The 21,317-nt window shown below is 49.5% G+C and carries 18 protein-coding genes and 26 tRNA genes; 8 read left to right on the forward strand and 36 right to left on the reverse strand.

Annotated elements, in window-relative coordinates:
• Positions 1–422: 422 nt before the first annotated feature.
• Positions 423–1,478 carry a hypothetical protein gene (locus SH451x_RS13255; RefSeq protein ID WP_479357405.1) on the reverse strand — a complete coding sequence of 352 codons (1,056 nt, stop codon included), beginning with the start codon at positions 1,476–1,478 and terminating at the stop codon, positions 423–425.
• Between the two features lie 337 nt (positions 1,479–1,815).
• Between SH451x_RS13255 and SH451x_RS13260 the strand changes: the two genes are divergently transcribed.
• The 5 genes from SH451x_RS13260 to SH451x_RS13280 all read left to right on the forward strand — a co-directional run bounded on the left by SH451x_RS13260 (position 1,816) and on the right by SH451x_RS13280 (position 5,238).
• On the forward strand, positions 1,816–2,202 hold the full coding sequence (locus SH451x_RS13260) for a hypothetical protein (protein WP_479357406.1): 387 nt from the start codon (positions 1,816–1,818) through the stop codon (positions 2,200–2,202).
• 157 nt (positions 2,203–2,359) lie between these two features.
• Positions 2,360–2,746, forward strand: coding sequence for a hypothetical protein (locus SH451x_RS13265; RefSeq protein ID WP_479357407.1), 387 nt, complete (start codon positions 2,360–2,362; stop codon positions 2,744–2,746).
• A 358-nt stretch (positions 2,747–3,104) separates the two neighbouring features.
• The gene (locus SH451x_RS13270) at positions 3,105–3,395 is read left to right on the forward strand and encodes a hypothetical protein (RefSeq protein WP_479357409.1); all 291 of its coding nucleotides are present in this window, start codon (positions 3,105–3,107) and stop codon (positions 3,393–3,395) included.
• 176 nt (positions 3,396–3,571) lie between these two features.
• Positions 3,572–3,877: a hypothetical protein gene (locus SH451x_RS13275; RefSeq protein ID WP_479357410.1), complete on the forward strand. Its 306-nt coding sequence runs from the start codon at positions 3,572–3,574 to the stop codon at positions 3,875–3,877.
• Positions 3,878–4,368: 491 nt separating this feature from the next.
• Complete coding sequence (locus tag SH451x_RS13280; protein ID WP_479357411.1) at positions 4,369–5,238, forward strand: ArdC-like ssDNA-binding domain-containing protein; 870 nt, start codon at positions 4,369–4,371, stop codon at positions 5,236–5,238.
• Positions 5,239–5,368: 130 nt separating this feature from the next.
• Here SH451x_RS13280 and istB read toward each other — a convergent pair whose 3' ends face one another.
• The 4 genes from istB to SH451x_RS13300 form a co-directional block, all read right to left on the reverse strand.
• Positions 5,369–6,193 (reverse strand): IS21-like element helper ATPase IstB, encoded by an 825-nt coding sequence (gene istB, locus SH451x_RS13285; protein WP_479357412.1) that lies wholly within the window; start codon positions 6,191–6,193, stop codon positions 5,369–5,371.
• The gene (gene istA / locus SH451x_RS13290) at positions 6,190–7,737 is read right to left on the reverse strand and encodes an IS21 family transposase (RefSeq protein WP_479357414.1); all 1,548 of its coding nucleotides are present in this window, start codon (positions 7,735–7,737) and stop codon (positions 6,190–6,192) included. Before istA ends, istB begins: the two co-directional genes overlap by 4 nt.
• A gap of 413 nt (positions 7,738–8,150) precedes the next feature.
• A complete protein-coding gene (locus tag SH451x_RS13295) occupies positions 8,151–8,717 on the reverse strand; it encodes an RNA polymerase sigma factor (RefSeq protein WP_479357416.1) in 567 nt (188 codons plus the stop codon).
• Between the two features lie 164 nt (positions 8,718–8,881).
• Positions 8,882–9,061, reverse strand: a complete 180-nt coding sequence (locus SH451x_RS13300) for a hypothetical protein (protein WP_479357418.1) — start codon at positions 9,059–9,061, stop codon at positions 8,882–8,884.
• Between the two features lie 484 nt (positions 9,062–9,545).
• On the opposite strand from SH451x_RS13300, the gene SH451x_RS13305 reads away from it, so the two are divergent.
• A complete protein-coding gene (locus SH451x_RS13305; protein WP_479357419.1) occupies positions 9,546–9,800 on the forward strand; it encodes a hypothetical protein in 255 nt (84 codons plus the stop codon).
• On the forward strand, positions 9,797–10,126 hold the full coding sequence (locus tag SH451x_RS13310) for a type II toxin-antitoxin system RelE/ParE family toxin (RefSeq protein ID WP_479357420.1): 330 nt from the start codon (positions 9,797–9,799) through the stop codon (positions 10,124–10,126). Before SH451x_RS13305 ends, SH451x_RS13310 begins: the two co-directional genes overlap by 4 nt.
• Before the next feature lie 149 nt (positions 10,127–10,275).
• On the opposite strand, the gene SH451x_RS13315 is transcribed toward SH451x_RS13310, so the two are convergent.
• The 25 genes from SH451x_RS13315 to SH451x_RS13435 form a co-directional block, all read right to left on the reverse strand.
• The gene (locus SH451x_RS13315; protein WP_479357422.1) at positions 10,276–11,928 is read right to left on the reverse strand and encodes a TROVE domain-containing protein; all 1,653 of its coding nucleotides are present in this window, start codon (positions 11,926–11,928) and stop codon (positions 10,276–10,278) included.
• A gap of 374 nt (positions 11,929–12,302) precedes the next feature.
• The gene (locus tag SH451x_RS13320) at positions 12,303–14,060 is read right to left on the reverse strand and encodes a hypothetical protein (RefSeq protein ID WP_479357424.1); all 1,758 of its coding nucleotides are present in this window, start codon (positions 14,058–14,060) and stop codon (positions 12,303–12,305) included.
• Positions 14,061–14,200: 140 nt separating this feature from the next.
• The gene (locus SH451x_RS13325) at positions 14,201–14,458 is read right to left on the reverse strand and encodes a hypothetical protein (protein WP_479357426.1); all 258 of its coding nucleotides are present in this window, start codon (positions 14,456–14,458) and stop codon (positions 14,201–14,203) included.
• 96 nt (positions 14,459–14,554) lie between these two features.
• Positions 14,555–15,196, reverse strand: a complete 642-nt coding sequence (locus SH451x_RS13330) for an HNH endonuclease (protein WP_479357428.1) — start codon at positions 15,194–15,196, stop codon at positions 14,555–14,557.
• A gap of 86 nt (positions 15,197–15,282) precedes the next feature.
• A complete protein-coding gene (locus SH451x_RS13335; RefSeq protein WP_479362910.1) occupies positions 15,283–15,867 on the reverse strand; it encodes an endonuclease V in 585 nt (194 codons plus the stop codon).
• A gap of 360 nt (positions 15,868–16,227) precedes the next feature.
• A tRNA-Arg gene (locus tag SH451x_RS13340) sits at positions 16,228–16,299 on the reverse strand.
• A 34-nt stretch (positions 16,300–16,333) separates the two neighbouring features.
• A tRNA-Ser gene (locus SH451x_RS13345) sits at positions 16,334–16,418 on the reverse strand.
• An 11-nt stretch (positions 16,419–16,429) separates the two neighbouring features.
• Positions 16,430–16,500, reverse strand: a tRNA-Ala gene (locus tag SH451x_RS13350).
• 93 nt (positions 16,501–16,593) lie between these two features.
• Positions 16,594–16,666, reverse strand: a tRNA-Val gene (locus SH451x_RS13355).
• Positions 16,667–16,677: 11 nt separating this feature from the next.
• Positions 16,678–16,753, reverse strand: a tRNA-Leu gene (locus tag SH451x_RS13360).
• Positions 16,754–16,924: 171 nt separating this feature from the next.
• Positions 16,925–17,007 (reverse strand) — tRNA-Leu (locus SH451x_RS13365).
• Positions 17,008–17,016: 9 nt separating this feature from the next.
• A tRNA-OTHER gene (locus SH451x_RS13370) sits at positions 17,017–17,090 on the reverse strand.
• Between the two features lie 13 nt (positions 17,091–17,103).
• A tRNA-Tyr gene (locus tag SH451x_RS13375) sits at positions 17,104–17,188 on the reverse strand.
• 14 nt (positions 17,189–17,202) lie between these two features.
• Positions 17,203–17,276, reverse strand: a tRNA-Leu gene (locus SH451x_RS13380).
• Between the two features lie 9 nt (positions 17,277–17,285).
• Positions 17,286–17,359: transfer RNA gene (locus tag SH451x_RS13385), tRNA-Leu, on the reverse strand.
• A gap of 181 nt (positions 17,360–17,540) precedes the next feature.
• Positions 17,541–17,613 (reverse strand) — tRNA-Leu (locus SH451x_RS13390).
• Between the two features lie 12 nt (positions 17,614–17,625).
• Positions 17,626–17,700, reverse strand: a tRNA-Asp gene (locus SH451x_RS13395).
• 11 nt (positions 17,701–17,711) lie between these two features.
• Positions 17,712–17,782: transfer RNA gene (locus tag SH451x_RS13400), tRNA-Cys, on the reverse strand.
• Between the two features lie 11 nt (positions 17,783–17,793).
• Positions 17,794–17,866: transfer RNA gene (locus SH451x_RS13405), tRNA-Val, on the reverse strand.
• An 80-nt stretch (positions 17,867–17,946) separates the two neighbouring features.
• Positions 17,947–18,029: transfer RNA gene (locus SH451x_RS13410), tRNA-Ser, on the reverse strand.
• A gap of 7 nt (positions 18,030–18,036) precedes the next feature.
• Positions 18,037–18,109 (reverse strand) — tRNA-His (locus tag SH451x_RS13415).
• 2 nt (positions 18,110–18,111) lie between these two features.
• A tRNA-Gln gene (locus SH451x_RS13420) sits at positions 18,112–18,185 on the reverse strand.
• 21 nt (positions 18,186–18,206) lie between these two features.
• Positions 18,207–18,278 (reverse strand) — tRNA-Gln (locus SH451x_RS13425).
• Between the two features lie 19 nt (positions 18,279–18,297).
• Positions 18,298–18,369: transfer RNA gene (locus SH451x_RS13430), tRNA-Gly, on the reverse strand.
• Positions 18,370–18,477: 108 nt separating this feature from the next.
• Positions 18,478–18,550 (reverse strand) — tRNA-Asn (locus SH451x_RS13435).
• Between the two features lie 181 nt (positions 18,551–18,731).
• Between SH451x_RS13435 and SH451x_RS13440 the strand changes: the two genes are divergently transcribed.
• On the forward strand, positions 18,732–20,054 hold the full coding sequence (locus tag SH451x_RS13440; protein ID WP_479357430.1) for a TlpA family protein disulfide reductase: 1,323 nt from the start codon (positions 18,732–18,734) through the stop codon (positions 20,052–20,054).
• Between the two features lie 22 nt (positions 20,055–20,076).
• On the opposite strand, the gene SH451x_RS13445 is transcribed toward SH451x_RS13440, so the two are convergent.
• The 6 genes from SH451x_RS13445 to SH451x_RS13470 form a co-directional block, all read right to left on the reverse strand.
• Positions 20,077–20,147, reverse strand: a tRNA-Gly gene (locus SH451x_RS13445).
• 113 nt (positions 20,148–20,260) lie between these two features.
• Positions 20,261–20,333 (reverse strand) — tRNA-Lys (locus SH451x_RS13450).
• Positions 20,334–20,354: 21 nt separating this feature from the next.
• A tRNA-Ile gene (locus SH451x_RS13455) sits at positions 20,355–20,427 on the reverse strand.
• Between the two features lie 6 nt (positions 20,428–20,433).
• Positions 20,434–20,505: transfer RNA gene (locus tag SH451x_RS13460), tRNA-Lys, on the reverse strand.
• Positions 20,506–20,923: 418 nt separating this feature from the next.
• A tRNA-Glu gene (locus SH451x_RS13465) sits at positions 20,924–20,996 on the reverse strand.
• Positions 20,997–21,068: 72 nt separating this feature from the next.
• A tRNA-Phe gene (locus SH451x_RS13470) sits at positions 21,069–21,140 on the reverse strand.
• Between the last annotated feature and the right edge of the window lie 177 nt (positions 21,141–21,317).

A 21,317-nucleotide genomic window follows, 5' to 3' on the forward strand; every position in this document is an offset into this window, starting at 1 on the left:
TTCGAACACTGTCCATCGGCTTTGGAGACCGAATGAACATTGCCCTAACTCATGTATCTGCAATGGTTTGCTATTTGATACCTCCAAGTTGGGAGTAAATGGGGAGTATCTCGCTGACCAGACTTGTCCCTGCATGACACTAGTTGACGACACGGATTTGCGAATCCTGGTTCAGTCGTGGAAGCAATTGCCCGAACCTGTTCGTGCGACCATCCTCTCACTTGTTCGACTTCATGCGATTTGAACATTCGTCACAACATGTAGCGAAAATAATACAATTCTTGGGAGAGTCACTTTGTCTCCGCACTGTGGAGAGAATTGTATACGCACTGCGTACACAATTGAAAATTGACGTGTGAACAGCTTCAACTTTAGCGAGCGGGCCGGAATTTCGATCTTCACGAGGCGCAAGCAGACAGTGACTAATAGAAGCTAAAACTAGTTTGAAACTTATCGAGGTGACGCAGCATTTTGTCTATCAATTGTCGATTGGTACGGGTTAATCCTCCGACTTCTTTCAAGGATTTCGCGACGTCACCCGTGTCGATAATTGCCTCTCTCGGTTTCTCTTCGCGAACGACTTTGCGAGTAATTGCAAGAACCTCTGGTGCGAGCCTACTTAGGTGGGCTTGCAGCCGAGGGACTAGTATCTGAGCCTCAATGCCATACTGTTTTGCCACAAACCATAAATTGCGAATAGAAACCCTTTCACCGAGCTCCAGTAAGTGGGGCAAAAGCTTATCAGCCGACATTTTGATTTCAAGAGCCGCTCTGATTGCCAGCGAACTCGTAGTGTCATCCTTCGAGAAAGCCTTACCTAGGATGAGCTGTTCAACTTCATCACGATCTTTCTGTTGAGGGAATATTTCTTGGTACCGCTCCGACTCAGCAGCCAAAAACCAAAGGCTCACATAGTTCGCTTCCTTACTTTCCTGCTTTAGTAGGTGGACTATTTCTGGCGCGCCGTCAGGCATGCATGCGGCGAATGCTGTGAGGAGCTTGCGTCCTGGAGTGTGGGGATTGAAGTCAGTAATTCCGTAAAAACTGTTCTCTACGTGATACTGCTTTGTGCTCACCATGAAGTCAAAAACATCAAGCACCAAGCCTGGATAGTACACTAGATTAGCAATGGATGTCACTTTGTCCGACAATGCATGTTTGCTAAAAGACAACTCAGAATCCCACTCCTTGATTGCATTTATGTTAGCCGTGGCGTCGCCAATGGACTGCTTAAGTAATTGACGGCGATCCTCGACTTTTAAATCCGCCGATACGATCACTCCAATTAGAGCAGAATTGAGTTCAAGGTTTGGCATTGAAGAGTCCATCAGATCTCTGATCGCTTCAGCGCGTGAATCGGTTGGGTTGTTGGCCTTTATCATGAGTCTCTCCAATGAAGTAAGCACTGAGTGCTCAGCTAATGCTGTGACAGACTTTACATGATGTGAAATTCTTAAGCTAGAAAAGCGATATTTCACGCTGAGGCAGATGACAATCTACTTGCTAGCGAGCCACGATTTCGCTCCTGCACCCGAATTGCCAATAGCGGGCTCCACCGGTAATAAGCCCTAAGGTGCTTGCCACCGCTTAACTGTTGGCAATACATCCGCCACGCCACTCTTTTATCGGAGCAAACCCAACAAGCTATCTGCCTGGACAGATTGCGCCATTTGCGTACGTCGCCAGAAAATCTTTGCAAATTTCTGACCCACGACTGCTTTTCCTTGCGCCGATCGCGACTATCTCTTAGCGGCAGTTCGAATCGAAAAGGCCTTATTCATCTCACGACTTCTATACAGGTACCGCCTAATCAACATGAACACTTATAGCGATCACTCTCACGACTTCTCAACAACCAGCCCCGAAGAGTTTCTCGAGCTCTTTAAATTTGCAAGTACGTGCGATATTTTGCGTTCAGAACAGAACACCGATCCAATCAAATCAGCCTTTCTTGCAACTCTCCTAGCATCATTCAATCGGTGGCAAAAAAAGCGAAAGGGCTTTGACTCAGAACTAATCCAAAGCATCCAGGAGACTCTTCGCTTTGAACAACAACGAGAAGAGTTGACGGCGGTTCTATTTAATCAGGGCCCGCCGAAAGCCAGCCAACTGGAAACGACTTTTCGATTGTTGTTTCAAGTTGCCTACCTTCGGCACCAGCTTGCAAATGAATACATTGCTAAAGCTACCAACTCCGTTTAATTGCTTGTCGGGAGCGACCTCGATGTCGTTTTTTCACTCCTTCGAACTGTCGATTGCGACTGCCAAACCCGGAGGCTCTGCCCCCAGAACCCCCGGGATTTTCTAAGGCATATGCTCTGGATCAAAGTGTTTTTCTTATCAAAGCCTGAGGGAAACTATGACGACTCGTTATCGATGGGATGTTTTGTATGACTCCATGGCTGGAGAGATTGAATCGGTCCGGAAGACTCCGAAAAGATGGAGGGAGTTATCCGAAGAGAAAGGACTCACTAAGAATGAGTACCTCGCTGCAAGGCTGACGCAAGTTGCCCAGCAGGAGCTTGATTTCTCGTTTGAAATGCAAAAAGACTGGAAATACATTTGCCATGTTTTGACAAATTTCTTGGAAGCACATGACAGTCAAGCATGGCGGGAGACGGCATCTCGCTACCGATGCACAACCGCTGAAGCAATAGCCGGTGGCTGCATGAAATACATTGCGCACGCGGTGGACATCATGGACTATTTGACGTTTCGCATGACAGAAGAATGTGCGGCCTCTTAATTGATACCTTCTAGTGTTTGGACCGCACTCAAACAAAGAACCGCTATCAATAAACCACAGCAAAAACCGAGCGGTGAGGGAAGGATAAAAAGCATTCCCCCACCGCTCGCAAAGACCAAAGAGAAACTCTTCGACCCCTTCGGCTTGACTATCCCTCGTTGGTTGCTTCCCAGCAGAGCCAACTCTGTTTCATCAAGCTGGATAATATTCCCACATTCTGAAATGCTAATCAAAGTGACTGACTTACCAAAAGGTCGGCTACTGCGCGCGTTCCGTGGACAAAGTCAAGAACTTTTTGTTTCTAACAAGCTCTCGTTGAAACTTGATTCAACCATATAAGTCGCGCTATTCTGGCCCCATGGCTTTGAATTCTAAAGAACAAATTGTTGTTGCTTCTTATCACGAATCAGAGTGGAGCAGGTGGCGCTACAGCACTATTGACGGCCCTGAGTTCTTCGCGCCGTCGTTCAAGACTTGGGACCAACAACAAAAACTCCGCATTCAATCGCAATCTGCACTCCAGGTTATCCGCGTAAAGATCACGATCGATGACTTCTTGAGCTGGGCAAGGCTAAACGGTCGATCAACTGACTCCAATGCGCGGCACGAGTACGCGGCACTCAATAACGCACAGAACTTCTTCGTTTAGCCCTCTGGTCACTGTCGCAACGCTAGATTTCCTTAAGGATTCTAATCGTGGTATTTTTTGCTTATCGCTCATGAACTCGGTGATTGGAAGTTCCTCAGATCCCATGACCGAGAGAAATGGTGATGCGTGAACGGTTTGTTTCTTCTCAAAAACAAAGAAAGTCGAGGAGCCGTACCATGGCCCAAAGTCGTCCTGTTCACGAAGTGCGTTTAGGGAAAATTAAAGCTGCTATATGGCGCAATGACACGGAAAGTGGCGTTCGCTTTAGTGTGACAATTTCCCGGATTTATAAGACCGATGAAGGTTGGGATTCCAGCACGTCTTTCGGTCGAGATGAGTTGCCGTTGGTGGGAAAGGTTGCCGATATGGCCCATACCTGGATCTACCAACAAAACGATAAGAGCGAAGCCCAACAGGATAAATCTGCAAATCAACCGCAGAAGAGTTCTACAGGGCGACGTGAGAAGGCGAGCACTCGATAGTCCTGGGTAGTTAGCTACTTCAGGCAGTCGATACGTTAAGCGAACGCATGGTTTGTGTTCTGCTTACACTGTTCATCAAGGCGAGAGGTTCTCTGAACATTTTACGTTCAGTTTTCGGTTACACGCATCACCTGCCTCTCGTCCATTCTTCAAGCGGGTAGAAGACCTGCGCCTTCGGCTCCTTTGATTGACTCAGTGCAACGTATCAACACGCATCGAGCAATCAGCGGAGACCGGTGGCGTGCATCCAAAGGTTTTCCATTGTTCATTTATATCTGTCTGCGGCTCTTCTCTGGAGCATAACACACGATCCAAGGTCCACTCGATGCCTCCTATTCGGAGCATCGATCTGAGCGGCTTTGTTCTTTAGTCGAACAAAGGCTCCACCTTGTCTTCGTGTGTTTACCAATGCCCCTGAAAGCCGCCGACGGGCTCCACGTTTACCCCTTAGATCGATTCAGTCGGATCGATCACCAATGGAGGAATTGATCATGAATAGAGATGATGCGTTGAAGAAGAGTGATGATGCGCTTAAGGAGCTTGCTGAATCCTTGAAACAAGGTAAGAGCGAGAAACTTCTTGAGTATCTTGGCACCATGGCGAAATTCTATCAGTACTCGTTCGGTAATTGCATTCTTATTTCGATGCAAAAGCCGGATGCAACACTGGTAGCTGGATTCGGAAGATGGAAAGAGTTGAATCGCTTCGTTAAGAAAGGGGAGAAGGGGATTGCGATCCTAGCTCCACTTGTAAGCAAGCGACGAAAAGAGGACTCAAAGGACGATCCAGCGACCAAGTCTTCTAGTGAGAAGGTCGAGGGCGAGTCTGCGAAAGTTCTTTACGGATTCCGCGTTGTTTACGTCTTTGATGTTACCCAAACCGAGGGCCAAGAACTTCCTAAGTTCGCAAGCCTTGATGGTGATCCAGGTGACAAGCTTGAAAGACTTGATGCGATTATTCGCAGCAAGGGTATTGAGCTTGAGTACGTTGATAGTCTTCCATTCGACTCTAATGGGATGTCGGCTGGAGGGAAGATTTCGATCAACTCGACGCGACCACGGCCTCAGATGTTCTCAACGATGGTTCACGAGCTTGCTCATGAACTTCTGCATTGGGGAGATCGACGTGAATCGACGACGAAGGTCATCCGAGAAACGGAAGCTGAAGCAGTTGCATATGTCGTTTGCCGATCTGTTGGGCTCGATTGCTCAACGAAAGCAAGTGACTATATCCAATTGTGGAACGGCGATGACAAAGTGCTCATGCAATCGCTTGAGCTCATTCGTAACGTTGCATCAAAGATCCTAACGGAACTTGAAGCGACATCGACTGAAATTCAGGAGGTGGCCGATGTTGCATAGTACTCGCATCTGGAGTCTTCAACCGATCGATGAAGTTGAGTGTCATTTTGCAGGTTAAAACCAGCCACTTGTTTGCGAGTCAAAACCAGCCAATGAAGGTGGTTAATTAAGTGGACTTTGGACGCTGTTTTTAACTCGATGGATTCTCTGTTTTTGCGGTTGCCGTAGCTCCAGCCGGTTTGCGAGTTTGGCTGGTTTTGGAAGAATCAGCCTTACTGAACTTATCGGCTGCTTGGCCTCGAAGTCTGTAGCTTCGCCCCGTGATTTCGATCACTTTGGCACTTTGCAAAAAGCGATCTAGGATCGCTGTCGCGCTCGGTACATCTCCTAGCAATTTTCCCCAATCCTCCAAAGGCCGATTGCTCGTCATCATCGTGCTGCGGAGCTCGTGGCGACGCATCACTATCTCGAACAAGTACTCGCCACTACCCTTGGGCAAATGCTTCATCCCCATGTCATCCAAGATCAATAGGTCTGGTTTCAGATAACGATTCAGAATGCGATCATGTCCCTCAAAAGCTTCGTCATGTAAGAAGTCTCGTGTACAATCAAAGATACTTCGGTAATATACCGTGTACCCATCGCGAATCAGTTGACGACCAATCGCTTGAACTAAATGGCTCTTGCCAACTCCGGGTGGTCCGAGCAACAACGCATCTTGCGCCTTGCGAATGAAATCACCGGCAGCTAGATCATAGAACTCCTTCTTTTTGGTGGCAGGATTGAATTCGAAATCAAAATCATCCAGCGATTTCAAATCTCGAAAGCAAGCTTGTTTGGTCCAGCGTTCGATCTGGCGGTCACGTCGCACCACCAGTTCATCTTGTAGAATCGTCTCCAAGAACTCACTATGATCTAGTCTTGTCGACTTCGCTTCCTCTAGCCGTACATCCAATGATGTCGCGAGACCGCTCAAGCGTAACTCTTTCAACTGTTCACGCAATCTTCCGTTCATCGTTCCCTCCTGAAACTTTCTAAAGAACTAAGTGAATAATCCGACAGCGGACGAATGATCGGATGTTCTTCGATGAAGTCCATCTGCAACTGTTCCTCCGCTGCCACCTTCTGCTTGAGCAAGTTGCGAAGCGACCGCAGTCGAAAAGCGCCATGCGATAAAGCGATCTTGCAAGCAGTTTCCAATTCGCAACTGCGGTGTGTTCCCGCCAGCCGCTTAAGCCCTACGAGCACACGCACGCCCTCGACACCGCGAGCGGCCATCATCGCTTCACTCCAAGCCTTTGTATGGGGGCCAATGGCTGCCGTTTGACGCAGTAGCGCATCGGTGCCACGTTCGACTGAAGAGACTTTTTCCCTGGGAATATGAGCATTATCGGTGCGAAAACGACCTGGTTCACACTTGCTATGTGTGGCGATCAATGCAAAACGCTCATTAAAAATGCGTACCAAGCGAGCATCCCAACGCACCCACAAGCGACGACCGACATACTCCGGTGGTGTGGAGTAATACGCTTTATCGACTTCTAAATGACCATCGCGCGAAACGCTGCGACGAGCTTCCTTGAAGTTGACGAATCGTTCACTTGGAAGCGGAATCAAAGCCGCTTGTTCAGCTTCATCGAAACGTTTCTTGACTTGTTCTTTGGTGGTACCGTGGATGCGTGTATCAGCAACTTTGGCTTCCCACTCTAAAAGGAAGTTGTTCTGCTCTACAATACTACTGAACCGCCGCGCCTTGAGTGCGTTGTTCTTGGCGAACTTGACGCTGCTTTCTACCTTGCCCTTGTGCTGTGGCGTGTAGGGCTTGGTCGGAACAATCACGGTCCCATAGTGAGCGGCAAACGATTGCAACTTAGGATGAATCTCCGGATCGTACCAATCGGCTTGCTTGACTGCCGCTTTCAAGTTGTCGATCACTAAGCGTTTAGGGACACCTCCAAAGTAATGCAACGCATTCTCGATGGCACTGATGAAATTGTCGGTTGTTTGGCGATAGACTACTTCACTGTAGGCCTTGCGCGAATGGCTCAGTACGATGCGAAACATCCACGGTCGCCGCTTCTTACCTTCGGAGTTGAAGATCAGTGCGCCAGTACCAAAGTCGATCTGAGCTTCTTCGCCTGGTTCGACTTCCATGCGTCGATGCGGAAGCGGTGTTGTGAGGGCAAGCGTTTTAACAAAGCGATACACGCAATGATAGCTGCCTGTAAAGCCATGTTCGGCTTTCAGATCTTGGAGAATCCGTTGCACGGAAAGCCCTACTTCGAGCTTTGCTTTAATCGTATCGGCGAACTGTATGCACGAACTTCGCGGTCCGCTTTGAGCGCCGCCGAGGTTGTGCGATTGGGGCTGAGCCCAATCGCCTGAGCCGGTTTGCGAGTTTGGCTGGTTTTGGGTTACGTCGGCTATTAATTGATGAACAAACTTGCCGACCGTTTCGCGATTGAGCTGTAGAATTTTTGCGATTTGGCGATTGGAATGCCCGCTACGATGCAGGCTTGCAATTGCGTTGATATTGGCCATAGACGTGTGATTCGACATGCTGGGTACCTCCAGCACTAATCGTGCTTGGAGGCCCCCACAAAATCGCTCCCAAGTGGCCGGTTTTCACCTGCAAACTACTGGCTGGTTTTGAGTGCAAACTGACACGTAGTTGATTCCCGTTTGCAATACCTCACAAGTGCATCCTCGCACGTAAGTTGTCTCGCCTTATCAAGGCACGTCCCGCAATGCTCAAGGTGAACCTCTAAAACATCTAGATCAGAAGCGAAGTGCTTACCAAGTAGCAGATTCTGCAAAACTTCCGGCGATGGACAGTCGGACGAGTGGCGCGACACTATCACGAAAAACCTCGGCAAGTAATGGTTTTCACAGTGGAACAGACTCAACTCTGAGATTAATACGAAGGCTTTGTCATTTCCTGTCATGCAAGAATCCAAGAATTGATTTTTCCGTCAGTCAAGCAAATGATCGAGTTGCAGCCTAAGGCGATTTAGAAGCCTGGATTTTGCCAAATAGACGGAGTTTAGGGAAATGCCTAGCCTTTTAGAAACTTCCTCCGCACTAACACCTTCAACAAGCTGCAGCCATGCTGCTTCAAAAGGAACCGCCGACATTGACTGTCGCAGAAGTTCAAGCGATCTGTAAACTAGCAATTGACGATATTCATTTTCATCAATGAACGTTGTATTCTCTGCGATGCAATTCAATCCATAGCTATCCAGTGACGATTCACGTTTCTCGCGTGATTTCCTTCTTTGCAGATCGATGGCACGATTTACAACAATGGTCTTTAGCCACGCTCGGAAACTCTTCCCGGGATCATACTCGAAGTCCTTCATTTTGTTGACGAGCGTTAGAAGGACATCTTGGACGAGATCGACGCTATCCTCGCTAGAGAGTCCCTTACTCCTGGCCCATTTGAAAAGTAATGGCGAGTAGATCTCAACAAACAATTTCCAGTCGGAGTCGATCGACGATGTGCGCAAACGTTCCAGAAGATTGACAGATGTGGAATTCATCACAACTAATATGTGCTGCGAATGCGGAAAGCTTGAGATTGTACACAATCCACTTCCAATTGCAGCAATTCAGAACAAAGATTCCGCACGTCGACGCTCGAGTTGCTTGAAGTGCGCGTCGTGCAGTGCCCGTTGATAGATAAGTAGATTTGCTCGACGACCCATTAGTTTGACGGAACTGGGTACTTCGTTAGGATGTAATACTCGCCACTGTTTAGCGGCATGATCATCACGCCGGAGTCGACTTGTTGGGTTGAGAAAATAGGTGGCAAGTGCAAGGCATCGCAGAGGGCGTTGACATGCTGCCGGGTTTTATCGTCGGCACGCTCAAGGAATCGAGCCAAGCCGTTCTCGTCGAGTAGGCCTCAGTAGCCAAGCGGCATTACTAACGCCAGCCGCGATCTTATTCAATCCTGAAGGTCATGCTTGCAAATAACAACACCCGCGAGCCGATGCGACCCACGGGTGTTGAGTTTCAAGTATACCGCGGTTAGACCGGAGTCCAGCTCACGTTTACAGTTCGATCGCTTCGACTTCAGCGACGAATCGCTGGTTGTTGTCGGCGAGGAACGCACTGACACGAGCGAACGCGGAGTCAGGAAAAGTTTGAATTGAGAAGTTCGAAGGTTGCAAAAGCGATCACGATGAAACCTCTTGTTTTCAAACTTCGCCATTCAAACTTCAAGCTTCAGCGGTGCCATCCTGTTCCGACCCAGCTCTCAATGTCGCTAACGAGAACGATGCCGGCGAATTTTCGCGTCAGGTCCTTGGTTTGACCTATGACTGAGATAGTTGCATCTGATCTCATGTTCCTTTAAACTTAGTTGCATGATTTCTTACCTAACTCCAGAACAAGTGTCAGCACTGCAGGCAAGCGGCAACGCCCCGATGCAAATTGTCGATCCAACAACAAGTCGCGTTTATTACGTGATCGACAGCGGTTTGTTAGCCGAATTGGAACGCCGCTCCGATTTGGATGCTATTCGAGAAGGTGTCGCTGACATGCAGGCGGGACGTTCCGTTCCCATCGATCAGGCGAAAACGACCGATCGAGCTTTGCTGGTTGAGCGTTTTACTCAATGAACTATGGTTTGGTCCTAACAGCTCGGGCGAGAGCTGATATTCTTCGTAATGCAGAATGGTGGGCGGAAAATCATTCACCCAATAAGGCGATCGCTTGGTTCGACTCGATCTATGAGCAACTTGAAAGCCTCCGCATGATGCCGGAGCGATTTCCTCTCGCACCTGAGAATAGTTCAGTCGAGGTCGAAATTCGAGAAATGCCGCTTGGCGTTAGTAGTCGTCCAAGCTATCGCGCCGTCTTTACGATCAAATCGCGTGACGTTCTTGTCTTGACTGTAAGGCGAGCGAGCCAGGATGTTGTGACCGCTGAAGACCTTGAATCCTGATCGCATTCTTATGCAATCATGGATTCATTGCCACCAATGCTTATAGAAAAGTTTAAGATCGAATCGAACAAACACCCGCGAGCCGGAAATACGACCCGCGGGTGTATGGTGTCAAGTGTACCGCAGTTGGACCGGAGTCCAACTCGCGTTTACAGTTCGATCGCTTCGACTTCAGCGACGAATCGCTGGTTGTTGTCCGCCAGGAACGCACTGATTACGTTGAACACGGAGTCACTGAAGCCACCGATGTTCATGATGTCAGCTCGCTCGCAAGCCTGAACCGTCTGGTACGGTTGCAGATCGATGTTGATTAGCTTTGGTGAAGCGGCTCCACCGTTCAGCTTTCGCTGGTTCGATGTAAAAGCTTCCCAAGCCGTCATCACACCGGTCGAACCGTGCCGTCCTGTTCCGACCCAGCTCTCGTTATCGCTAACGAGAACAATGCCGGCGAACTTTCGCTTCGCATACTTCTGGTTGGCAGCTACCAGCGGCAGCGAACAATCTGTTCCACCACCACCGTACTTTGCCAATCGCTCAGCAATGCTCAGGATCGAATCGTTCGGATCGATCTTGGCATCGTAAGCCGACGTATCGAACGGAACTACAACGCTGTCCGGGTTGCGTCGCAGGATTGCTGCCGCGAAAAGTGCAGCCACGTCGATGCATCGCATCTTCGAAGTTGCACACTGTGTTCCTTTTCTGGGGCCACGATTACCCGTTACCGCGCTGCTCATCGATCCAGACGTATCTAAACCAATCACAACCGGTCCCGGTAACTCCGGTACGTTTCCACAGGCGATCTCGGCTGCCTTATGCAGTGCAGTCTTGATCTTCTGCGGCACATTGTCATCCGCGTTCAAGTACGCAGCAAAGTACTGGTACGGGAACTGCTTCGATCGTCGAATCTCCGACTCGTCAGCGATCCGGTCAGCGACGTAATCGACCATCGCACTTGTCGCCAACACATCGTGTCGCAGCAAAGTGTTCAAGTTCATACGCAGTGCCTGCGGACCCATCTTACGAGCCAGTGCAGCCCAAACCGTCGGTCCCTTGGCAGCATCGGACAACAAGTCCCATCGGACGCTGTCGAGTCCACCAGCAATCAACGCTTGTGCTTCTTCGCTTTCCGAGTTGCGGTATGCGATCAGCGACTGAACTTCAACCGGCAAGTCGGCTTCCGTTGCCGGTGCCCACTTGTCGATACTCTTATCAGTCAACCAACCGAACATTGCTCGGCGAGCGTTATCTTTCGGAGTCGGCCGAGCCATACGCAGGATATCCCGCAAGCTCGGATCGTTACCGATCGACGCGCTCAACAGCTTTCCAACCGAAGCGGTGTTCAACCAACGCTGGAATGCTCGCTGCACAGAGCTTGACAAGCCAACGCGGCCCTTACCAGCCTTGTTCTTGAACTGGCCAGATCGAATCATCTGGAACACAGTTCGCAGAACGCGACCATTGTCGACCACGCGATCGAACACTCGGTGCATCAGCTCGGTATCACGAACCGACAGCGCGACCAGCAAAGCAGCCGGCATGTCCTTCATGAACGCCTTCTCACGAGCGTACAGCGCCAGCTTCGCCAAGTACTGGTTGTCGTCGACTTCGTCGATCAACTTCAGGACTTCGTCGAGCTGCATCTCAGCCGTGCTGTAGAACGCGTTACCGAACGTACCCGTTGCGGCAACTTGAGCCAGCGCGTGCTTCGGCTCGAGTTTGTACGCGCGGCCACCCGCTTCGTTGACTGCATTCGCTCGCGGCAATCGGTTGGTAAGACTTGCGAATAGAGACTTGTTGGCCATCCGTGTGACCTCCTCAATTAAAACTGTTCGACGAAGGGTTGTTGAGAATATAGCTTTCGCCATCGTTTAACAGACGATGTAATCCCAACTGGCAGTCGAACGAGAATCGCAAAGCAGATTAAGCACATCGCTCAATCCGCTTCCCCTTGTTCATTCATTTGTTTCTTGATTGCGTTTAAAGACCCGGATCAATATCCAAGGTTCACTAGAAAGCAACCGAAGAAGTGTTACCAGATCGCCATGACGACGTGCTTCATTTGATCGCGCCGAGTATCCCCGCAAGGGCGAGGTTATAGTTGACGCAAAACAATGCAGTTGGGATGCGCAGAATGTGTGCGAAAGAAAATCTAGTCGCATCGAAGTTCAGATGTTGTTCACGTCTTGGGCCAAAGTGGCTCTGTGTGTCCTTTGTCGTATGATCGGGGGAAGAAGTCCCCGACTGTAAGAACTGAAGCTTGGTTCTTCAGCGAATCGCTGACGTATTCGCTTTTTAGCCTCCAGTACTCCCATGCCTCTCGTACGTGCCAAGATTTGTTGACTTTAAGTCCGTGAAGTACTCGAGATATGACCACTGAAGTGTAATACATCAAGCTGTCAAGTAGTGCATTAAACTGCGGAGCTTCCTCCCCCTGATGAACTAAGATGTTTCTCGCCCGATAGATCCGATAGAGCTGCCAACGAACGCGTTTCGATGACGCTTCCTGGGACTTCAATAGTTCATTGGGATCGCTCAGTAAATCCCAAAGCCTCTTTGCGCGAAATCGCAAATATGGGTGTGATCCTATTAAATCAAAATACTCGTTAAGGCCAGAATTCCCATTAGGTTTCGCGAGTGTCAACATAAGGTCCCAGGGGTGAACAAAATCAGGTTTTGATCGCGGAAATCCAACGCCATATTTGTGATTCCCCGAGAAATCAGCAAATCTTTGTGTTTCAATTGCCAAGTAGCGTACCAACTTGTCTGGCCTTCTCCACACAAGTATTGGCGTGACGAGTTCACACACCCTCTCAATAACTGAGCTACCTTTACAGGTTGCAGACAAACATTCCAAAGCCGACCAAAGGTTGACGAGGCGCACTCGGTACTCTGAGCTACCGAGTGCGGTTGCGTGCAATTCGAGCGCATTAAGAATTCGTTCATCAACTTGCTTCCGAAAAAACAAGTCAAGCGATTCTTCGGTATCTTCGATCACGCGATTTCTACGGTTTAGTCTTCGATACGCTGGTTCCTCTTGATTGAAAATGCGAAACTTAGGCGCGTTAGAAACTCGGACAAAGGACTTAGGGCAAATCCACAACTCTTTGGCGTTTGCGTGTAAGTTGAAGACATTAAGTACGGTTGCCAGTCGTGTCGCAGCGTTGGATTGGGCGTTGCGATACGATCTTGCCTTCGCAGTAAATGAAAGGCAGTGAAAGCCATCATTACCGTAAATGGTTTTGAAGTGGTTGATTTCTTCCTGCGGTAGCAGTCTGCGTTTGAAGCTGTGGAATCCAACTTGTGATAGGAACGGAACACTCTTGCCAATAACCACAAACACACAATCAAAATCACGATCGTTTCTCTCGACAATCAGTCTCATCCTACATGCTATTTCAGACACTGGCGAGCTGGTTTCAAAACTCTCGTCCTCAAGTAAATCGTCGTCTTCCTTTCCCTGCTGTAGTGCAAGCGTTGCGACCGACCTCAGAGCCTTGTGGCATGCCTCCTTTGTTTTCGGCATGGTAGAAATGGTTGATTCAAGTTGCTCGAAAAGTTGATTTTCAAAGAGAACTTGGTGTTGCTGCAAAATAGCCGCGTTGAGTTGAATCTGTCGCGGGTCATCGTCCGATAGTAATCGATGCAAATGCCAATTGTACTCAGGAAGTTGCTGCAATACATGCTGAGATTCGGTAACTAACTCTCTGCACTCTTCCTTAACTAGCTGAATATGCTGTTTCCATCTTGTGTCGCCTAGTTCCCCACAAAGGCGGGAAGACAAATTCTCAAGTTCAGAGACGAGAGAGGGGATATTGTGAATGCGAGGTTGAAATGTGTCTGGAGTTAACGCATCAAATAGCTCATGCCAAGCAGCAATCAGAAAATTGCTAGCATCATTTCCAGGAACAAGTTGGGATACTTCGGGTGTCCACATCGCAAAAAAAACGACGTCAGCTTTTAACTGACGTCGCTCTGTACTTAGGGCTTAGATTCAGAAGTAAGAGGTTGCGAACAACATTAAACTGAACTCTGAAGCCCGGATATATTGATCACCCCGATCTCCGGGGAATGTTTTCAGGTGGCGCAAGAAATGATATCTCTCACGCCTCGCAAGTCAAGTATCGTCATTTTCTTTTCACGAATCAAGCCTAAACCTGCGACGAATGACGCGAAAAAACCACCCGAAACGCTACAAAGCACCCAAAAGTCTGGCGTTTTGTTCAATACCAGAAACATCACGGGTTGATCCTGACCGGCCGTGTTTTCTCCCAACTCTGCAGCTAAAGCAGTTCGGCAGGTCAGCAGGAACGCAGTGATTCGAACACTGTCCATCGGCTTTGGAGGCCCTCAGAAGTTTGAATTATGAGGTTAGAAGTTTGAAAGAGGGACGCGACACATGACGCTGGTCTTTTTCAAACTTCACACTTCTTACTTCTCCAATTCGACCGTCCAGTAGGCCTCGCTAATGAACTTGGACCAGCTCTTCTCGCGATTCATTCGATCGGCGTAGATCGGCTTCCAAGCTGGACGCACTGGCTCCTTGCGAAGCTTCATGTGCGCCTGAGCCGGACTTCGGTCAGCCTTCTTCGAATTGCAATCGATACAAGCCAACACGCAGTTCGTCCAACTCGACAGACCACCTTGGGCACGCGGCACAACGTGGTCAATCGTGAGTTCTTCGCTGCCAGGCTGCTTTCCACAGTATTGGCAGGTCATCTTGTCACGCTTGAATACGTTTCTGCGGCTGAAGGTAACCGTCTGCGTCGGCATCGCATCGAATTTCGTCAAGGTGATGACTTCCGGGATGCGGATGCGTTGGCGTACCGACTGAATGAACGGCTCGTCGCGATCCGGTACAAGCCGGCTCCAGTCGCTCCAGTCATACAATTGGTAATCCACTGGATCGACGATCTTGGCCGAGTCGTTCCACAGCATGATCAAAGCACGCGCAACCGTCGCCACGTTGATCGGCTGCCAGTTACGGTTCAGCACCAACGTTGGACGCTGAAGCGTTGGGCTCAGTCCGATAGGCGTTATGTAGTTGTCGAGGGTTGCTGCGATAGTGCTCATGTTTAGTCCATGGACGGCGTCCGTTAAAAAAGGTTTTCGAAACGTCAGTTACAAGAACAGTCTCAGTTGGCTTTGGTTCATCCCGTTTACCTAGTTTGCGGGGAAGTTTTGCTACTGCTTTTACTTAGGCGGTCAACAAGCGTCAGAATTGTTGGGATTCTGTGATTTCCATGCATGGACCTAACAAGTTTAGCGGCGTCGAATTCGTTGGTTTCAATGGCTGTGACCCAAAGCGGTCGCGAGCTTTGGCCTCGAAAAACTTCGATCGCGTTACTTGCAGTCGCAAACGATGTCTTGGCAACACCAATTACAGGGATTTCACCATTCAAAAGTTCGAATAGATGAGCACCCAGCCCTTTCTTTCCTTGAGCATCCAACCAAACATAACCATCGATTACGATCATATCCGGCTTAGCTACAAGATCATTTAGCACCGCTTCGATGCAAGGCAGCTCCCGTTTGTAGAACAAACCAGGCACATATTCCTCTACGTTCTGGATTACCACAGAATGGCTAGCAACGGGCGCACTGGCCTTCCAGTCGGAGATGGTGACGCAAGCAGCCAGTGCGGATTTTTCTTGATATCCGACGTCGATGCAAGCGATCATGGTTATCTCCTTTGAAAGCGAAAAACACCTAACGAAGTTGGGGCCAGAGATCCGGCCCGTAATCTTAATCTATACGAGCGGGCCGGGCGGGATTCGAACCTGCTAAGCCATGTACTCTGAACCGGCAGTCAAGTGTTGTACGAAAAAACGATCGACGAAGTTATGTGTCAGAGGATTTACGGCGCTCTACCACTGAGCTACGGCGCAATGATTTGCATCAAAGTCGCGCCGGTGGGATTCGAACCCACGACATCCGGCTCCCTAAGCATGTACTCCAACTCGGCAGTCGATCGTTGTATTATTGGCGACGAGGTATTTAAGCCAGACTAGCTCCGGAAGGGAATCGAACCCAACGACGAATTATATCGCCTTCAATTCTCATTTGACCGGCCCATATGTAGTCCAACTTCACAGTCACCAAAGTAGCTCGACCAGGAATCGAACCTGGAACTTCTCGTTAGAAGCGAGAGGTGATATCCGCTTCACCATCGAGCCATATGGCCTTTGAATGTTGATTGAGTCAACTTAGCGGAAGGCAAGGGAGTCGAACCCTCATCTCTATTCGAGAACTGCGTTAGCAGTGCAGCCCAGCAAACCGTATCTGGCTACCTTCCAAGCTATTGAGTGGAGTCACCGAGATTCGAACTCGGGTTTTCGCCATGCCATGACGATGTCTTCCCGCTGGACCATGACCCCATTTCATACAGAGGTTCGTTCGAGAATCGAACTCGATCTTCGTTCTTACCAAGAACGCGTGCTCCCGGAACACTTACAAACCATTACTACCAGTGATCGCGGAAGGAATCGAACCTTCGATTTCCTGCGCGTCATGCAGGTGTCTTAGCCGCTGGACCACGCGATCGTCAAACAAGGTGGTTGAGACAGGAGTCGAACCTGCAAAATCACTTGGCTCTCGACCAAGTCGCTTTTCCGGTTTGCGTACTCAACCAATTTGGAAAATGGCGGGTCCAGGAGTCGCACCTGGCAGTCCGAGCTTATGAGGCTCGCCGATGCGCACTGATCTATGTCGTTTTCTGGCCGCAAGTTGCAAGCCCCGGAATCGAACCGGGTTACCGACCTTATGAAAGTCAGCTCAGTCCCAACTAGCCTGCAATAAAAGTCACGAAGAGGAGAGTCGAACTCCTACGCCTTGATGGCACGATATTCTGAGCGTCGTGTGTCTACCAGTTCCACCACATCGTGATTAAGGAGTGACTCGGACCGGGATCGAACCGGCGAGCGCCAGCTTGAGGGGCTGACTGCACATACCAACATCGCACCGAGCCATGGTTACATCAGTGGGCCGAGAAGGAATCGAACCTACATTGCTCATCGACGAGCGACTGTTTTACAGACAGCTTGGACTCCCAAGTCCAATCGACCCATGAAATAACCGAGTGACGCAGGCGGGATTCGAACCCGCAATCGCGAAGGTTTAAGCTTCGCCGCTGTACCAGTTCGCGTACCACGTCATGCACTAGTGGTGCGAGTGGGACTCGAACCCACAAACACTGAGGTTTGAGCTCAGTCGCTATGCCAATTCGCGCACCGCACCATTTACAGAAAGTAGCTCGCCAAGGAATCGAACCTTGTCTAACAGTTTCGAAGACTGTCGTGCGCTCCATCACACTCGCAAGCCATGTTGTTCGTCAGTGTCCATGTCAGGAATCGAACCTGATCTTCGACCTTCGCAGGGTCGCGTGCGTATCCACTACACTTCACAGACATATTCACAGTGGTGCAGGTGGGATTCGAACCCACAAACACTTGCTTCTAAAACAAGCCGCTCAGCCGTTGGCGTACCACACCATTTGATTCAAGCGACCCATACCGGATTTGAACCGGTGATCTCTGCCGTGACAGGGCAGCGTCCACTCCTGGCTGGACCGATGGGCCATTAACGAAAGAGGCGCTAGTGAGATTCGAACTCAAGTCAGCATGTTTTGCAGGCATGCCCCGCACCAAGCGGATTAGCGCCATTCCAATGAGTAGTCCTGGACGGACTCGAACCGTCGATCGACTGTTTGTAAGACAGGTGCCTTCGCCGCTGGGCCACAGGACTGTAAAAAGCGGTGAGCAGTAAGGTGTAAGGATTAAGTGACTTGCTTAACGCTTATTCCTTACTCCTCAAAGCTTCTGAAGCGGAAGACCAGGGACTCGAACCCCGAAGCGCGTTAACGCCAGCTGTTTTCAAGACAGCGCCCTCATCCAGCCGGATGTCTTCCATTCAAAGGTGACCGATCGGAATTGAACCGACATAAACTTGGTTCACAGCCAAGTTCCTGAACCAATACAGGACGGCCACAGCACCGGAGGCAGGAATCGAACCTGCGAGCTTCTGGTTCAGAGCCAGACGCAACGACCAACAGTTGCTACTCCGGAGTATTGATCTGTTGATGCAGCACAGGCGGAAGGATTCGAACCTCCAATGAACTGCTTCAAAGGCAGCTGGCTTACCGTTGGCCTACACCTGTAAATTACTACTCGAAACAGAGTGCCATGTCGGAGTCGAACCGACCTCACCGGATTGGAAGTCCAGTACCTTTACCGCTCGGCCAACGGCACATTCATCTAACACAAGGCGGAAGGAGCGAGAGTTGAACTCGCAAGGCATTTACGCTCATTCCGCTTCGAACGGAGTGCCGTCGCCAATCGGCCTTCCACAATTAAAGGCTCCGGTGGTAGGATTCGAACCCACATTGATCTCCTTAACAGGGAGGCGCCTTACCAGGTTGGCTACACCGGAATATGTTTCAAGACTTCCAAAATGCCGTTTTCGAGCTAGCGGAGCTTTTGCATGTGTTGAAGTGATGCCGTTTGACGCGTTTTGGTTATGTCCTTCTATCCAAATCAATTGTAATTCTGTCTATCAACGCATAAATTGATGAGCTTGACTTTAGCACCGTACTATTAACTCGCGTGGATCTATGAAAGCCATTCAACGAATTATGCAGATTGCAGGTCTGCTTCTAGTTCTATCCTTGCGTTTACCTGGATCACTTGGCGATGACGAGCTGGGTTATGTTTTGGCTCCGCTTCAGACAGAGTTCCATCGGTCCGAGATTTCTTCAAGTGCTTCTGCGATCCTTATTTGGAATGCCAACTCAACTGCGGCAATTCGCGGTGACGACTTGTTGGAAACGTGTCGCACACAATTAGACGCTGACTTGCAAGGGCTTTCTCAGAAGACCGGGACGGTGCTACTGATTCGCATTCAATACTCTTTAGGCACACAGTTGGAGAAAGACGTAATCGTTCGACTGAAAGATCAACTCAAGCAACTTGCTAACAAATGTGATTATCTCGAACTGAAATTTTCGGAGGGATGGACTTCCAGTGACTGGATGTCAAGCATGGGTTCCTTGGGGACAGGATTGTTGGACGATTCAGGAGAAGAGAATCTGTATATTAGCAAAGAATTGGTTGCCGTACCGGTACGAACACGTATATCTAAATTGCACGCGGGAATGGCTGATGTCTGCATCAAACTTAGACAACCTTTTGACGCTTACAATCTGAACTTGTCCGACCAAACTAAAGATGCCATAAGGAACGCAGTTCAATCGATGGAATTGAGTTCAAGGAGTAAAATCCACTTCCAACTAGATAGCACTAGCGCTGGAGCAGGAGCCGTTGACGAGCTTTTTTCAAATCGCCAACCTCCAGCAATTCCCGAGGACGCACCAAAAGTCATAAAGGAACTTCTGTCAAAGGAACTCGAAAGCTTCAAGAAGTCTCCTGCCCTTGAACTTGCCCAGGAGCTAGGCTTTCAGGATATCAGTTATTCTCATTCTTCCAACGGCGGAGAACCTGAGTTACTGCTGGAAAAACAGGCTCCTGACTTCGAGTTGAAAAGTTTAGATGGCAATCTGGTCAAATGGGAGGAATGGCGTAACGGGAGGCCCGCCCTCATAACTTTTTGGGGAGTTGCTTGTGGGCCATGCCGCTTAGAAGCTCCTCATCTATCACGATTGCACCACAAGTATGGCCATCAAATCGCAATCATTGGAATTAATGCCTATCCTGAAACTGATGAAGAAGTTTCTGCCTATGTCGCAAAAGAGAAGCTTGGGCATCAGATCGTCGTTGGTGGCAATTCTGTGGCACGGTCAAGCTATGGTGTTGCAGCGTACCCAACAACATTCTGGGTTAATCAACTTGGTAAAGTTGTGCGTTATGTGGTTGGATTTGAAAGCGGCGAGCAGCTAGAAGCGGAGCTCGTCGATTTTCTTGCTGACGAAAAGCCGTAGCCTTCGCACCCTATAAATTCAAAGCGTCCAGCGAGAATCGAACTCGCAATTTCTCCTTGGCAAGGAGATGGGTTACCACTACACCATGGACGCCTTTTGTTGGCTCAACCAAATTGTCAAAGATCAGTTGAGGGGTGAGGATTGAGTTGTGAGTCGCGAGGTTTTCACCTCAAAACTCATCCCTCAATGCTCATACCTCGTTTCAGTGGGATCGGTGGGTATCGAACCCACATCGGCCGGTTTAAGAGACCGGTGCATTACCTTGTCTGCCACAATCCCATTTTTGTTTTGTCTTCCCAGTCGGCATGGAAGGAATCGAACCTTCGACCTTCGTCTTATAAGGACGCTGCTCGGACCATCGAACTGCACGCCGAACAAGTGAGGCCGGTGGGATTCGAACCCACGCTTTGCGGATTAAAAGTCCGCTGTGCTACCGCTACACCACAACCTCATGAATGGTTATGGGTATGCGTTTCAAGCGATTAAGCGTTTGCATCGTGTTCTCCTTTGTGTTGTTTGTTCTTCAGTGGTAGCCCTGAGAATTGAACTCAGCGCGATCCGCTTATCAGACGGATATGGGCTCCAGCCCTCGACTACCATCTCGTAAAGTCGGGTGTGTCGGAATCGAACCGCTCTCGATCGCCCCAAACGACCTGTGCCAGCCATTACACCTCACGCCCGATAGTTGTTGTAAGAGAGTAGTGAGTAGAAAGTAGACCGCAGTAGATGAATGGTTTTCTCTACTATCTACTTTCTCCTATCTACTGCTCTGCGGCTTTGCCGCCAGTGGACAAGCAGGGAGTTGAACCCTGTAGCCTTGACTGCAAGTCAAAGCGCCGACCCGTCGGCAAGCCCATTAGTTATGTCAGTGACTCGTGTGGGATTCGAACCCGACCTAGCTGGCTTGAAAGACCAATGACCTCACCAGAAGTCGAACGAGCCGTTTTTGGTTATGTAGGTGCGCACCTCTAGCGCAGTTGTTCTCATGTGAGTTTTTACCAGGTGCGCGTCCAGTGGACTGGGAAGTGCTCGAACCCTCCTCTGCGGTTCTTCAGACCGCCGCTATACCGTCTCAGCTACCAGTCCATCTGCATGTAAAACGTTGGAAAAAGGCACGAAAAAACCCGGTGTCACTTTGGGGTAACACCGGGCTGGCCAACGTTGCTGATGGTTCTTGCCAAGTGTTACGTACAGAGCGAATGTAAGTCGATCGCATTACCGCCATTGGGCGCTATTTGACGTCCGTTACACTCAAACCGTTGA

The organism is Njordella aestuarii (assembly GCF_056494165.1).